Below are 15,093 nucleotides of genomic sequence, written 5' to 3'. Positions count from 1 at the left end.
GACGCTTCGGATCGAAGGGCATTGACAGGCCGCTCTTGTCTGAGCAATGTTAACGCTATCAGTTGGGATGCGGCAAGCAAAAAGCTGGAAGCCGCCGCAAAAAAGGGGAGAGGCTGTTTCGTGATCCGGTTCCGCAAGCTGTTGGGCGCGGTTTCGCTGCTGACGCTGACGGTCGCGACGCCCGCCGTCCCCGTTCTGGCGGCGCCTGCGTCGATGGGCGCGCGTCCGCTGTACAAGGATGCTTCCGCGCCCATCGAATCGCGGGTCGACGATCTGCTCTCCCGCATGACGCTGGAGGAGAAAATCGCCCAGATCACGGCGGTGTGGACCGACAAGGTCAAGATTTTCGACGACAGGTTGCAGCTCGACCCATCGAAACTGGCGCAGATCTTTCCCCATGGCATGGGGCAGTTCACCCGCCCGTCCGATGCCAAGGGGGCTTTTTCCCCCCGCGAAGTTCCCGGCCGAAATCCGCGCCAGACAGTGGCGCTGGTCAATGCGCTGCAACGCTGGGCGACGACGCGGACGCGGCTGGGCATTCCGATCCTGTTCCATGAGGAAGGGCTGCACGGCTATGCGGCTGTTGGCGCTACCAGCTTTCCGCAGTCGATTGCCCTGGCCTCGTCCTGGGACCCTGACATGCTGCGCGAGGTGAATGCCGTCATCGCCCGCGAAATCCGCTCGCGCGGCGTCAGCCTCGTCCTTTCCCCCGTAGTCGACATCGCCCGCGATCCGCGCTGGGGCCGGATCGAGGAAACCTATGGCGAAGACCCCTATCTGGTCGGTGAAATGGGGGTGGCCGCTGTCGAGGGGCTGCAAGGCAAGGGGCGTTCGCGCCTGCTGCCGCCGGGCAAGGTGTTCGCGACGCTCAAGCATCTGACCGGCCATGGCCAGCCCGAAAGCGGCACCAATGTCGGTCCGGCGCCGGTTTCCGAACGCGAACTGCGCGAGAATTTCTTTCCGCCCTTCGAACAGGTGGTGAAACGCACCGGGATCGAGGCGGTGATGGCCAGCTACAATGAAATCGACGGCGTGCCCTCCCATGCCAATCGCTGGCTGCTGCGCGATGTGCTGCGCGGCGAATGGGGCTTCAAGGGCGCGGTGGTCAGCGACTATTCGGCAATCGACCAGTTGATGAGCATCCACCATATCGCCGGCGATCTGGAACAGGCGGCGGGGCGCGCACTGGATGCGGGCGTGGATGCGGACCTGCCCGATGGCCTCTCCTATGCGACGCTCGGCCGGCAGGTGCGCGAGGGCAAGATCAGCGAGGCGCTGGTCGACCGTGCCGTGCGGCGCATGCTGGAACTGAAATTCCGCGCCGGCCTGTTCGAAAATCCCTATGCCGATGCGGCGGCGTCGGAGAAGATCACCAATAGTGCGCAGGCCCGCACATTGGCGCTCAAGGCGGCGCAGCGCTCCATCACCCTGCTCAAGAATGACGGCATGCTGCCGCTGAAGCCGGAGGGCAGCATCGCCGTCATCGGCCCCAGCGCCGCCGTGGCGCGGTTGGGCGGCTATTATGGCCAGCCGCCGCATAGCGTCTCGATCCTCGAAGGCATCAGGGCCAAAGTCGGAACCCGGGCGAAGATCGTCTTCGCGCAGGGCGTCAGGATCACGGAGAATGACGATTGGTGGGCCGACAAGGTCGTCCGGTCCGATCCCGCCGAAAACCGCCGCCTGATCGCGCAGGCGGTCGAGGCGGCCCGTCATGCCGATCGCATCGTCCTGACGCTGGGCGACACGGAACAGTCGAGCCGCGAAGGCTGGGCCAACAATCATCTGGGCGACCGGCCCAGCCTGGACCTGGTGGGGGAGCAGCAGGACCTGTTCGACGCGCTGAAGGCGCTGGGCAAGCCGATCGCCGTGGTGCTCATCAACGGCCGCCCTGCCTCCACCGTCAAGGTTTCGGAACAGGCGGACGCCATTCTGGAGGGCTGGTATCTGGGCGAGCAGGGCGGCCATGCCGTGGCGGACGTGCTGTTCGGGGACGTCAATCCGGGCGGCAAGCTGCCGGTGACCATCCCGCGCTCGGCGGGGCAATTGCCGATGTTCTACAATGCGAAGCCCAGCGCGCGGCGCGGCTATCTCTTCGATACGACCGATCCGCTCTACCCCTTCGGTTTCGGCCTCAGCTATACGAGCTTCGACCTGTCCGCGCCGCGACTGTCGGCCGCGAAGATCGGCGTCGGCGGCACCGCCAGCGTGTCGGTCGACGTGCGCAATGGCGGCCAGCGCGAGGGCGACGAGGTCGTCCAATTATATGTGCGGGACAAGGTCAGTTCCGTCACCCGGCCGATCAAGGAGCTGAAGGGATTTCAGCGCGTGACGCTGAAGCCCGGCGAGGTTCGCACGGTGACCTTCACGGTCGGGCCGGAGGCGCTGCGGATGTGGAACGATCATATGGACCGCGTGGTCGAGCCGGGCGATTTCGAGATCATGACCGGCAACAGTTCGGTCGCGCTCAAATCGGCAACGCTGACGGTGGTGCCATGAACGGTTTCGCGCGCCGGCAGGCGCTGGGCCTGCTCGCTTCGACCTCGCTGCTCGCCGCCGCGCCCGCCGCCGCGAAGGGGAGGGGCGGGCCGCTCTACAAGGATGCTTCCGCCCCCAACGACCTGCGCGTCAGGGACCTGCTGGCGCGCATGACGCTGGAGGAAAAGGTTGGCCAGATCATCGCGCTCTGGGCGACCAAGGCCGACATCATGGACGATCTGACCTTCTCTCCCGCCAAGGCGAGCAAGGCCTATCCCGACGGCTTCGGCCAGATCACCCGCCCGTCCGACCGCCGCGGCGTGCCGAACGGATCGACCCAGGCGGGCGGCGTGGGCGCGCGCTGGCGGACGCCCGCCGATACCGTCGCCTTCATTACCGCCGTCCAGAAATGGGCGACGGAGGAGACGCGGCTCGGCATCCCGGTGCTGTTCCATGAGGAGGCGCTGCACGGGCTCATGGCGACAGAGGCGACCATGTTCCCCATGGCGATCGGGCTCGCGGGCAGTTTCGACCGCCAGTTGATGGAGGAGGTTCATTCCGTCATCGCCCGCGAGGTGCGGGCGCGCGGCGTCCATCTGGCGCTGTCGCCGGTGGTCGACATTGCCCGCGACCCGCGCTGGGGCCGGATCGAGGAGACCTTCGGCGAAGACCCCTATCTCTGCGCCGAGATGGGCGTGGCCGCCGTGCGCGGCCTTCAGGGCGAGAGCAGCCGGATCGGCCCGGACAAGGTCATGGCGACGCTCAAGCACATGACCGGCCACGGCCAACCCCAGAGCGGCGAGAATATCGCGCCCGCGCCGATCTCCGAACGGGAACTGCGCGAGAATTTCTTTCCACCCTTCCGGGAGGTGGTGAAGCGCACCGGCATCGCCGCCGTCATGCCGTCCTATAATGAGATAGACGGCGTGCCTTCGCACCAGAACCGCTGGCTGCTGAACGACATATTGCGCGGGGAATGGCGTTTCGACGGTGCCGTGGTCAGCGACTATGGCGCGGTCCACGAACTGGACAGCATCCACCATGTCCAGCCCGACCCGGAGGCGGCGGCGCGCGCCGCGCTGCGGGCGGGCGTCGATTGCGAACTGCCCGATGGCCAGACCTATCGGACGCTCGTCGAACAGGTCCGCGCGGGCAAGGTGCCGCTGGAGGCGGTCGATCTGGCCTGCACCCGGATGCTGATGCTCAAGTTCCGTGCGGGCCTGTTCGAAAATCCCTGGCCGCGCAAGGATCATGAGCGGCTGACCGGCAATGCGGAGGCGCGCGCACTGGCGCTGAAGGCGGCGCATCGCTCCATCGTGCTGCTCGGCAATGACGGCACGCTGCCGCTCACGCCCGGCGCGCACCGGCGGGTTGCGGTGATCGGTCCCAATGCCGCCATTGCGCGACTGGGCGGTTATAGCAGCGTCCCGCGCCAGACCGTCTCCCTGCTGGAAGGCGTGCAGGCGAAGCTCAGGGGCAAGGCGGAGGTCGTCCACGCCCAGGGCGTCTTCATCACGCGGAGCGAGGATCGCTCGGCGGACGAGGTGCTGCTGGCGGACCCGGCGGAGAACCGCGCCCTGATCGCGCAGGCGGTCGAGGTCGCGAAGACCGCGGACATCGTCCTGCTCGCCATCGGCGACACGGAACAGACCAGCCGGGAAGGCTTTGCGAAGAACCATCTGGGCGACCGCACGAGCCTGGACCTGCTGGGCGAGCAGAACGCCCTGTTCGCCGCGCTGAAGGCGACCGGCAAGCCGGTGGTGGTGTGCGCCATCAACGGCCGCCCGCCCAGCTATCCCATGGTCGCGGATGGCGCCAATGCGCTGCTGGAGTGCTGGTATCCGGGGCAGGAGGGCGGCACCGCCATGGCCGACATCCTGTTCGGGGACGTCAATCCCGGCGCGAAGCTGCCCGTCACTGTGGCGCGCGACGCGGGGCAGATACCGATCTTCTACAACCGCAAGCCATCGGCCCGGCGCGGCTATGTGTTCGAGGATATTTCGCCGCTCTTCCCCTTCGGCTTCGGCCTCAGCTACACGCATTTCGAATTCGGGCCGCCCCGCCTGTCGTCGCCGCGCATCGGCACGGGCGGCGAGGTGACGGTGGAGGTCGACGTCCGCAATGCCGGGCAGAGGGCAGGGGATGCGGTCGTACAGCTTTACGTCCGCGACCAGACCGCCAGCGTCACCCGGCCGATCAGGGAACTGAAGGGCTTCGAACGCATCACGCTGGCGCCCGGCGAGAGCCGCGCCGTGCGCATGACGCTGGGCCCCGCCGCCTTCGCGCTCTGGAATCTCGACATGGAGGAAGTGGTCGAACCCGGCCTGTTCGACGTCATGACCGGGCCGGACAGCGAAAATCTCCAGAAAACCACGCTCGAAATCATCTGAACAGGATCGTCCAATGCCCAAGATCATCGATGCCAAGGTCATCGTCACCTGCCCCGGCCGCAATTTCGTCACGCTCAAGATCATCACCGATGAGGGGGTCCATGGCGTGGGCGACGCGACGCTCAACGGCCGCGAACTGGCGGTGGGGAGCTATCTGGCCGACCATGTCGTTCCCTGTCTGATCGGGCGGGACGCGCACCGGATCGAGGACCTCTGGCAATATCTCTACAAGGGCGCCTATTGGCGGCGCGGTCCCGTCACCATGACCGCCATTGCCGCGGTCGACATGGCGCTGTGGGACATCAAGGGCAAGATTGCGGGCCTGCCCGTCTATCAGCTCCTGGGCGGGGCCAGCCGGGAGGGGGTGACGGTCTATGGCCACGCCAATGGCACGACCATAGAGGATACGATCAACGCCGCGCTGGAATATCAGGCGCAGGGTTACAAGGCGATCCGCCTGCAATGCGGCGTGCCGGGCATGGCGTCGACCTATGGCGTGTCGAAGGACAAATATTTCTACGAACCCGCCGACGCCGACCTGCCGACCGAAAATGTCTGGAACACGTCCAAATATCTTCGCGTCGTTCCCGAACTCTTCAAGGCCGCCCGCGAAGCGCTGGGCTGGGACGTGCATCTGCTGCACGACATCCATCACCGCCTGACCCCCATAGAGGCCGGACGTCTGGGCCGGGACCTGGAGCCATATCGCCCCTTCTGGCTGGAGGATGCGACGCCGGCGGAAAATCAGGAGGCGTTCAGGCTGATCCGCCAGCACACCACCGCGCCGCTGGCGGTGGGGGAGATCTTCAATTCGATCTGGGACGCGAAGGACCTGATCCAGAACCAGCTTATCGATTATATCCGCGCGACCGTGGTGCATGCGGGCGGGATCACCCATCTGCGCCGGATCGCCGCGCTGGCCGATCTCTATCAGGTCCGCACAGGCTGCCATGGCGCGACCGACCTGTCGCCGGTCTGCATGGCCGCCGCGCTGCATTTCGACCTTAGCGTGCCCAATTTCGGCATTCAGGAATATATGCGCCACACGCCCGAGACCGACGCGGTCTTCCCCCATGCCTACACTTTCTCCGACGGCATGATGCATCCGGGCGAGGCGCCGGGCCTGGGCGTCGACATCGACGAGCAACTGGCCGCCGGATATGAATATAAGCGCGCCTTCCTGCCGGTGAACCGGCTGGAAGACGGCACGATGTTCAGTTGGTGATCCGTGCCTGCCCCTCCTTCTCCGTCATCCCCGCGCGGGCGGGTATCCCTCTCCCGGCCTTGCGGCTGGATATGGGGCGCGAACCGGATCGCCGCCTGCGCGGGGATGACGGATCATAGGGACCGACCATGACCCGATCCATCCCCAAACCCTCCGGCAAGGTCCGCTGGATCGTCTGCGCCCTGCTGTTCGCGGCGGTGGTGCTGAGCTATGTCGACCGGCTGGTCCTGCCGACGCTCAAGCCCGATCTCCAGGCCCGCTACGGCTGGAGCGAGAGCGGCTATGCCGACCTCGCCATCTGGTTCCAGGCGGGCTACGGCATCGCCTATGTCTTCTTCGGGCGGCTGATCGACCGGATCGGGGCGCGGGCGGGCTATGCGCTGGCGGTGGGATTGTGGACCGCCGGCCACGTCATGCACATCTTCTTCACCTCGACGGCGGGGATGCTGCTTGCGCGCATTCCGCTCGCCATCGGGGAAGCGGGAACCTTCCCCGCCGCCATCGCCGCGACCAATGAGTGGTTCCCCAGGAAGGAGCGCGCCTTCGCCATCGGCATCTTCAATGCCGGGTCCAATGTCGGCGCGATCCTGACGCCGCTGATCGTGCCCGTCATCGCCGTCACCATGGGCTGGCGCTGGGCCTTCATCCTGACCGGCCTGCTGACGGTGGTCTGGCTGGCGGCATGGATCGGCTTCTATCGCCGCCCGCGGGAGAAGAAGACCCTCTCGCAGGAAGAACTCGCCTGGATCGAAGCCGACCCGCAGGAGCCGCAGCGCCCGGTCAAATGGCGCGCCCTGTTCCGCCATCGCCAGACCTGGGCCTATATCGCCGCGCGTTTCCTGATCGATCCGGTGTGGTGGACCTTCCTCTTCTGGCTGCCGGACTTCTTCAACAAGCAATATGGCGTCAAGATGCTGGACTTCGGTCCGCCGCTGATCGCCGTCTATCTGCTGGCGGACGTGGGGTCCGTCACGGGCGGCTGGCTGTCGTCGCGACTGATGAGCCGGGGCATGAGCATCAACCGCGCCCGCAAGACCGCGATGTTCTGCGCCGCGCTCTGCGCCCTGCCCATCGCCTTCGCCGCGCAGGCGCCGGGCCTGTGGGTCGCGGTCGGGCTGATCGGCCTTGCCTGCGCCGGGCACCAGGGATTTTCCGCCAATGTCTATGCGCTGCCGGGCGACCTCTTTCCCCGCTGGATGGCGGGATCGGTCGTCGGCCTTGGCGGGCTGTCGGGCGCCATCGGCGGCATGCTGATGGCGAAGTTCGCCGGCATGATCCTGGAAAGCGTCGGCAGCTTCCAGCCGATCTTCATCGTCGCGGCCTGCGCCTATCTGATCGCGCTGCTGGTCGTCCACCTCATCGTGCCGCGCTACGCGCCCGTCACCCTTTCGGAATCCCGTTCATGAAGCCGCTGAAGCTCCACCCCGACCGCCTTTTCCCTGCCGAACCGCGCACCCGCGACATCGCCCGCGCGCTCCATGCCACGGTCAGGGACCTGCCCATCGTCAGCCCGCATGGGCATACCGATCCGCGCTGGTTCGCCTATGACGATCCCTTCGCCAACCCGTCCGAACTGCTGATCGTGCCGGATCACTATGTGTTCCGCATGCTGATGAGCCAGGGCGTGAAGCTGGAGGAGCTGGGCGTTCCGACCAAGGATGGCAGCCCCACGGAAACCGATCCCCGCGTCATCTGGCACAGGTTCGCCGCCCATTATCGCCTCTTCCGCGGCACGCCGTCCCGCATGTGGCTCGACTGGGTCTTCGCCGAAGCCTTCGGCATCGAGGTCCGGCTGGAGGCGGAGACTGCCGACCATTATTACGACATCATCGACGCCGCGCTGAAGACGCCCGGCTTCCGTCCCCGCGCCCTGTTCGAGCGTTATGATATAGAGGTCATCGCGACCACGGAAGGGCCGCTGGACCCGCTCGACCATCATCGGGCGATCCGGGCGTCCGGCTGGGGCGGCAGGGTGATCACCGCCTATCGGCCGGACCCGGTGATGGACCCGGCGGTGCGCGGCTTTGCCGACAATGTCCGCGCCTTCTGCGCCATGGCGGGGGAGGATGCGGGCAGTTTCGCCGGCTATCTGCGCGCCCATGAAAGGCGTCGCGCAGACTTCTGCGCCGCCGGGGCGACCTCCACCGATCATGGCCACCCCACCGCCTTCACCGCGCACCTCGGAAGGACGGAGATCGAGGCGCTTTATGCCAGCGTCATGTCCGGGCCCGTCAGCGACCGCGACGCCGAATTGTTCCGTGGCCATATGCTGGTGGAAATGGCGCGCATGTCGATCGAGGACGGCATGGTGATGCAGCTCCATCCCGGCGTGCATCGCAGCCATAATGCAGCCGTGCTGGCGCGTTTCGGCAGGGACAAGGGCGGTGACATTCCGGCGGCCGGAGAGTTCGTCCAGGCGCTCAAGCCCCTGCTCGACCTCTACGGCAATGACCCGCGGCTGACGCTGATCCTCTTCACCCTGGACGAGGATGTCTATTCCCGCGAACTCGCGCCGCTGGCGGGCCATTATCCCGCCCTGAAGCTGGGCCCGCCCTGGTGGTTCCATGACAGTCCGGAAGGAATGCGCCGGTTCCGCGAGCGTGCGACCGAGACGGCGGGCTTCTACAACACGGTCGGCTTCAATGACGACACCCGCGCCTTCCTGTCGATTCCCGCGCGGCACGACATGGCGCGCCGGATGGATTGCGCCTGGCTGGCGCGGCTGGTGGCCGAACACAGGCTGGAAGAAGACGAGGCTTTCGAACTGGCCCGCGCCTTGTCCTACGACCTTGTGAAGCAGGCCTATAAGCTGTGAGGCGGCTATGCTCCGCAACGCTCGATACGCTGCCCGCCGATGTGATCCGGCCTGCCTATGATCGCACGGCGGTCAAGGCCGGCGTCGTCCATCTGGGGATCGGCGCCTTCCACCGCGCGCATCAGGCGGCGGTCTTTGACGACGTGCTGAATGCCGGCGACCTGCGCTGGGGCATCGTCGCCGCGTCCCTGCGCTCGCCGCAGGTGCGCGACCAGATGGCGCCGCAGGACGGCCTCTACACCATGCTGGTGCGCGACGGCGCATCCCGGCGGGCGCGGATCATCGGCGCGGTCCAGCGGGTCATCGTCGCGCCGCAGGAGCCGCAGGCGCTGCTGGACGCCCTGGCGTCGCCCGACACCCATGTCGTGACGCTGACCATCACCGAGAAGGGCTATAAGCTCGACCCCGCTACCGGCGCGCTGATCGAGGGTGATCCGCAACTGGCGGCCGATCTCGCCTCGCTCGCCGCGCCGCAGACGGCGCCGGGCTATCTGGTCGCGGCGCTGGCGATGCGGAAGGCGCAGGGTCTGCCGCCCTTCACGGCGATTTCCTGCGACAATCTGCCGCATAATGGGCAGCGGTTGCGCAATGCCGTGCTGGCGCTGGCGCGCCGCCATGATCCCGCGCTGGCGGAGTGGATCGCGGAAGAAGCGGCTTTCCCGGAGACGATGGTCGACCGCATCGTGCCCGCCACCACGCCGGAGGATGTCGCCGCGCTCGCCGCACGGCTGGACGCGGAAGACCGGGCGATGGTCAAGACCGAACCCTTCATCCAATGGGTGATCGAAGATCGGTTTTGCGGCCCGTGCCCCGAATTCGGGGCAGGGGTGCAACTGACGGCGGCCGTCGCCCCGTGGGAGGAGGCGAAGCTGCGCCTGCTGAATGGCGCGCACAGCGGCATCGCCTATCTGGGCGGCCTTGCGGGCATCGACCATGTGCATGACGTGCTGGCGCTTCCCCCGGCACGCGCCTTTGTCGAGGCGCTGTGGGATGAGGCGCAGACGACGCTGTCGCCGCCACCGGAACTCGACATCGTCGCCTATCGTGACGCGTTGATGGCCCGCTTCGACAATCCGACGCTGCGCCATCGCACGCGGCAGATCGCCATGGACGGATCGCAGAAGCTGCCCCAGCGCCTGCTTGCCCCCATCGCCGCGAGGCTGGCGGCGGGGCAGGGGATAGGGGCGCTGTCCCTGGCCGTCGCGGCATGGGTGCGTTGGCAGGCGGGACGGGACGATCTTGGCAAAACGCATGTCGTCGACGACCCGCTGGCAGGCACGATCGCCGCCCGGCTCGCGGGTGCCGACACGCCGGAGGAGCGGGCCGCTGCGATCCTGCGCCTCGACTCCGTGGTTCCGCCCGCATTGGCGGCGAATGCGGCTTTCCGCGTGGCGCTGGCCCGGTGGCTCGCCATCCTCGAAACGCAGGGCGCGCTGGCCGCGCTCGCCACCTTCCAGGAGAAAATATGATGCAATTCGCCAGGATCGGCGCCGCGCTTACCGCCTTCGCGCTGGCCGCCACGGCGCAGGCCGAACCGCCCCGGCTCGTCAGGCAGGGCAGCGCCACCCAACTCAGCGTGCAGGGCAAGCCGATGCTGCTGATCGCGGGCGAGCTGGGCAACAGCAGCGCGTCGAGCGCGGCCTATATGGCGCCGCACTGGAAGCGGCTGAAGGCCATGCACCTCAACACCGTGCTGGCCCCTGTGTCCTGGGAACTGATCGAGCCGGAGGAGGGCAGGTTCGACTTTTCCTCGGTGGACGCGCTGATCCGTGACGCGCGGGCGAATGACTTGAAGCTGGTCATCCTCTGGTTCGGCGCGTGGAAGAACAGCATGTCGACCTACGTCCCCGCCTGGGTGAAGCGCGACCAGAGCCGCTTCCCCCGCGCGCAGCTTCCCAATGGGCAGGGCGTCGAAATCCTTTCCGCCATGGCGCCCGCGACGCTGGAGGCCGACCAGAAGGCCTTTGCCGCGCTGATGGCGCATATCAGGGCCGTGGACGACAGGCAGAATACGGTGCTGATGACCCAGGTGGAAAATGAGATCGGCATGCTGCCGGTCGCCCGCGACTATGGTCCCCTCGCCGATGCCGCTTTCAGGGGGCCGGTGCCCGCTGAACTCATGACCTATTTGCAGCAGCATCGCGACACGCTGGTCCCGCAGATGAAGCGCCTCTGGGAGGAGCAGGGGAACAGGACCAGCGGCACCTGGTCCGAAGTGTTCGGCCCCGGCCATCAGGCGGAGGAAATCTTCACCGCCTGGCATTATGCGCGCTTTGCCGACGCCCTGACCCGCGCGGGCAAGGGCGCCTATCCCATGCCCATGTATGTCAATGTCGCGCTCAACCGCCCCGGTCGCCTGCCGGGCGAATATCCGAGCGGCGGGCCGCAGCCGCACCTGATCGACGTGTGGAAGGCGGGAGCGCCCGCCATCGATTTCCTGGCGCCCGACATTTATTTCCCGAACTTCGTCGACATCGTGAACATCTACAAGCGGCCCGACAATCCGCTGTTCATCCCCGAAGCCAATAATGCTGACCATCCGCAGGTGCCCGGCAATGCCTTCTACGCCATCGGCAAGCTGGACGCGATCGGCTTCGGCCCCTTTTCCATCGAGTCGATCGACGAGAAGCCGGGGGCGCTGGGCGAGGCCTATGGCCTGCTGGAACAGCTCGCCCCCCATATCCTCGCCGCGCAGGGTCTGGGCCGAATGTCGGCTTTCCGGCCGAAATCGCTCTATGACGAAACGCTGGTCTATGAGCCGGTGACGGAGACGATCGGCAATTACCGCTTCACCGTCGCCTTCGCCGACATCCAGAGACCCGTCGCCACTCCTGATACCGTTAACGCAGGCGGCATCGTCATTCAGACCGGGCCGGAGGATTACCTGATCGCCGGGCAGGGCATCACCGTCACCTTCGCCCCGGCGGGATCAGGACCGGGTCTCGCCGGGATCGACAGCGCCTGGGAAGGGCATTTCGACGCGCAGGGCCGCTGGATCGCCGGACGATTGCTGAATGGCGACCAGACCCATCAGGGGCGCCATATCCGGCTGCCCGCCGGCAACTTCCAGATCCAGAAGGTCCGCTTGTACCGTTACCAATAAAGACGCTTCCGGGCTTGACAAAAATAACTCAGGGTTTATCAAAGCCGCACTGATAGCGCTACCAGACAGGCTTACCGGATAGGCGGAAGCTGCGCTCAGGAGGGGATTTTCAAATGGCAGATTCTCACATTCGCTCTTTCCGCATCGCGCTTTGCGCAGCGTCGGCCTTCGGCGCGCTGACGCTGGCCCAGGCGGCGATCGCCCAGGACAGCGCGGCCCAGCCCGCCGCTCAACCCGTCGCCCAGCAGGACGAAGCAGCCGACATCGTCGTGACCGGCATCCGCGGCAGCCTGCAAAGCGCCACCAACGCCAAGAAGAACGCGGTCGCCTTCGGCGACTCCATCTTTGCCGAAGACATCGGCAAGCTGCCCGCCACCAACCTTGCGGAAACGCTGAACCGCATGCCCGGCGTGCGCCTGAACCGCGACATCAGCGGCGAAGGCACGCAGGTCGCGATCCGCGGCCTTGGCCCCAGCTTCACCCGCGTCCTGCTGAACGGCTCTCAGCTTCAGGTCGCGTCGGACGGCGGCACGAACGGCGGCAGCGCCAATCGCGAAGTCGACCTCGACTTCTTCCCGTCCGAACTCTTCACCCGCCTCGACCTTGCCAAGACGCCGTCGCCCTCTACGCTGGAAGGCGGCATTGCGGGCACCGTCAACCTGCGCAACGCCCGTCCCTTCGACAAGCCGGGCACCCATGTCACCGTGGTCGCGCAAGGCCAATATACCGACAGCAATGAAAAGCTGAGCCCGCGCGGCGCGATCGTGGCCAGCCATACGACCGACACTTTCGGCATTCTGGTCGGCGTGGCCGGCGTCAAGACCAAGACCCGCATCGATGGCTTCGACACGGTCGGCTGGACCGACGGCAATCTGGGTCCGGTCAATGGCGTCCCCGATCCGGGCGGCAACAACTTCTTCTGGGCTTCGACCGTCCCCGCCAATGCAGGTCACGGCCTTATCCCGGGCCAGCCGGTTGATGTCGTCGCGACCTCCGGCCTGACCCGCAGCCAACTCAGCACCGCGCTGCTGCCCCGCCTTGGCCGCAATACGCTGACGGTCGGCGACCGTTCGCGCATTTCAGCCCTGGCCTCTCTTGAATGGCGGCCCAGCGATACGCTGCACTTCGCCCTCGACGGCATCTGGGCAAAATCGAAGCGTGACTATTCGCGCATCAACATGAACTGGCAGGTCCGCAACTCCGGCCCCGGCACGGGAGCGCAGGCGACCGGCGGCATGATTCCGATCGATCTCACCGTCGACGACAACGGGGTCGTGACTTCGGGTACCTTCGCCAACTCTTCCTTCTTCCTGGAGGCGAGCGAGTTCAAGCAGACCACCAAGTTCTGGAACATCAATCCCAGCCTGAGCTGGCAGCCGACCGAAACCCTGAAGGTCGACCTCAGCGCCAATTATTCCAAGAGCCGCTTCTTCCGCGAGCAGCCGACCTTCGCGTTCCAGACGCCGCCCAATTCGGGGGTCGACGTCTATTATGACAATCTGCAAGGCTATTATCCGTCGATTACCACTAATGTCGACCTGAACGACCCCAATCTCGGCTGGCAATGGTATCGCCAGAACATCGCGCTGGTTCGCCGCAAGACGGAAACCAAGGGCGCGCATCTGGACGTCATGCTGGGCGACGCCATGTTCAACGTGAAGGTCGGCGCCGCCTATGACCGGGCGACTCGCTCGATCCGCGCCTATGACAACAGCCCGGCCTATCAGCTTTCGGTCTGCGGCACGGGCTGCACCGGCGCCACCGGATCGATCCCTACCAGCGCCATTCCGCAATATCTGATGCCGATGACGGTCGGCAATTTCGGGCATCTGGCGGGCCGGAATATCGGCTATAACGCCTTCATCATGCCTGATTTCGGCGCGATCAAGGATGCGACCGACTATTACAGCTATCGCGACAGCGCGCCGGAAACGCGCGGCGCGGTGACGGGCGGCGCGACCGGAGACATGGATGAAAAGGTCTGGGGCGCCTATTTCGAACTGAACGGCGTCACCACCATCGCGGGCCGCGACCTGCACATCAATGCCGGCATGCGCTACGCCGCCACCAACCAGCTGGTGGTCGGTCCCAGCCAGGTGGGCACAGCGATCGTCGACATCACCTCGCGGTCGAAATATGATAATTTCCTGCCATCGATTAACCTGACCTACGACATTGCCGACAATGTGAAACTGCGCGCCTCCGCCTCGCGGACCATGACGCGCCCGGATGCGAGCCAGATCCTGCCGGGCGTGACCTTCACCGATCCCTCGGCTCTGGTGGCGACCGCCGGCAATCCGACGCTGAAGCCCTATACTTCCGACAATTACGATTTGGGCGGCGAAATCTACACCGGCGGCATCGGCTATGTCGGGCTGTCGCTGTTCCAGAAGAATGTCCAGGGCTTTACCGTCACCCAGTCCCAGGATGTCACCTTCGGGTCGCTCAATATTCCCTATGACAGCCTGATCGCGACCCAGCAGCAAGCGCTGACCAACCGCGCGGCATCGACCGGCGTGGCGATCAACGACCTGATCGTTTCGGTGAACCGGCCGATCAACCTCAGCGACCTCAAGATCAAGGGGATCGAGGCAACCTGGGTGCAACCGCTCGACTTCCTGGTGAAGGGCCTTGGCTTCTCGGCCAACGGCACCTACCTCAAGCAGTCGTCGAAGCTGATGCCGGGTCAGGCGACCAGGCTGGTTGCGACCGGCGTTTCCAAATGGTCGTACAATCTCCAGGGCTTCTATGAGAATAACGGCCTCTCGGTCAGCCTGAACTATGTCTGGAACGACAAGTCGATTGCGGTCAACGCGCCGCAGAACGGCATTACCGGCGCCGCCCTGCGCAATGATGCCCGCGGCCAGCTTGATCTGTCCGCCGGTTATCAACTGCCTTTCCTCAACAAGGCGATGCGCCTGACGCTGGATGTGCTCAACATCACCAACGAACCGATCCGCACCACCTTCGAATATGATAATGCACCCTATTCGATCTACTATCCGGGCCGGACGGTGCTGGCGGGCATCCGCGCGAATTTCTGATCCTCCCCCAAGGAGCCTGGGGCCGGTTGCAAGACCGGCCC

8 protein-coding genes are annotated in these 15,093 nt (G+C 65.8%); all 8 read left to right on the top strand.

Features of this window, described 5'->3' with window-relative positions; all coding sequences use genetic code 11:
* Positions 1 to 120: 120 nt before the first annotated feature.
* The 8 genes from EWH10_RS12880 (at position 121) to EWH10_RS12845 (ending at position 15,052) form a co-directional block, all read left to right on the top strand.
* A complete protein-coding gene (locus EWH10_RS12880) occupies positions 121 to 2,496 on the top strand; it encodes a glycoside hydrolase family 3 N-terminal domain-containing protein (protein WP_065846337.1) in 2,376 nt (791 codons plus the stop codon).
* Positions 2,493 to 4,865 carry a glycoside hydrolase family 3 N-terminal domain-containing protein gene (locus EWH10_RS12875; RefSeq protein ID WP_065846338.1) on the top strand — a complete coding sequence of 791 codons (2,373 nt, stop codon included), beginning with the start codon at positions 2,493 to 2,495 and terminating at the stop codon, positions 4,863 to 4,865. The genes EWH10_RS12880 and EWH10_RS12875 overlap by 4 nt, the downstream gene beginning before the upstream one ends.
* Positions 4,866 to 4,878: 13 nt before the next feature.
* Complete coding sequence (gene manD, locus EWH10_RS12870; protein WP_065846339.1) at positions 4,879 to 6,090, top strand: D-mannonate dehydratase ManD; 1,212 nt, start codon at positions 4,879 to 4,881, stop codon at positions 6,088 to 6,090.
* A 128-nt stretch (positions 6,091 to 6,218) separates the two neighbouring features.
* Entirely contained in the window at positions 6,219 to 7,496 is a 1,278-nt protein-coding gene (locus tag EWH10_RS12865) for an MFS transporter (protein ID WP_065846340.1), read from the top strand.
* Positions 7,493 to 8,905, top strand: a complete 1,413-nt coding sequence (gene uxaC, locus EWH10_RS12860; protein ID WP_065846341.1) for a glucuronate isomerase — start codon at positions 7,493 to 7,495, stop codon at positions 8,903 to 8,905. The genes EWH10_RS12865 and uxaC overlap by 4 nt, the downstream gene beginning before the upstream one ends.
* Positions 8,902 to 10,374 (top strand): mannitol dehydrogenase family protein, encoded by a 1,473-nt coding sequence (locus tag EWH10_RS12855; RefSeq protein ID WP_065846342.1) that lies wholly within the window; start codon positions 8,902 to 8,904, stop codon positions 10,372 to 10,374. Before uxaC ends, EWH10_RS12855 begins: the two co-directional genes overlap by 4 nt.
* A complete protein-coding gene (locus EWH10_RS12850) occupies positions 10,371 to 12,008 on the top strand; it encodes a GH35 family beta-galactosidase (RefSeq protein WP_130030003.1) in 1,638 nt (545 codons plus the stop codon). The genes EWH10_RS12855 and EWH10_RS12850 overlap by 4 nt, the downstream gene beginning before the upstream one ends.
* A 113-nt stretch (positions 12,009 to 12,121) precedes the next feature.
* Positions 12,122 to 15,052, top strand: coding sequence for a TonB-dependent receptor (locus tag EWH10_RS12845; protein ID WP_065846343.1), 2,931 nt, complete (start codon positions 12,122 to 12,124; stop codon positions 15,050 to 15,052).
* Positions 15,053 to 15,093 lie beyond the last annotated feature (41 nt).

It is taken from the genome of Sphingobium fuliginis (genome assembly GCF_004152845.1).
Lineage (GTDB): Bacteria > Pseudomonadota > Alphaproteobacteria > Sphingomonadales > Sphingomonadaceae > Sphingobium > Sphingobium fuliginis.
This window is presented reverse-complemented; position numbering and strand designations above follow the sequence as displayed.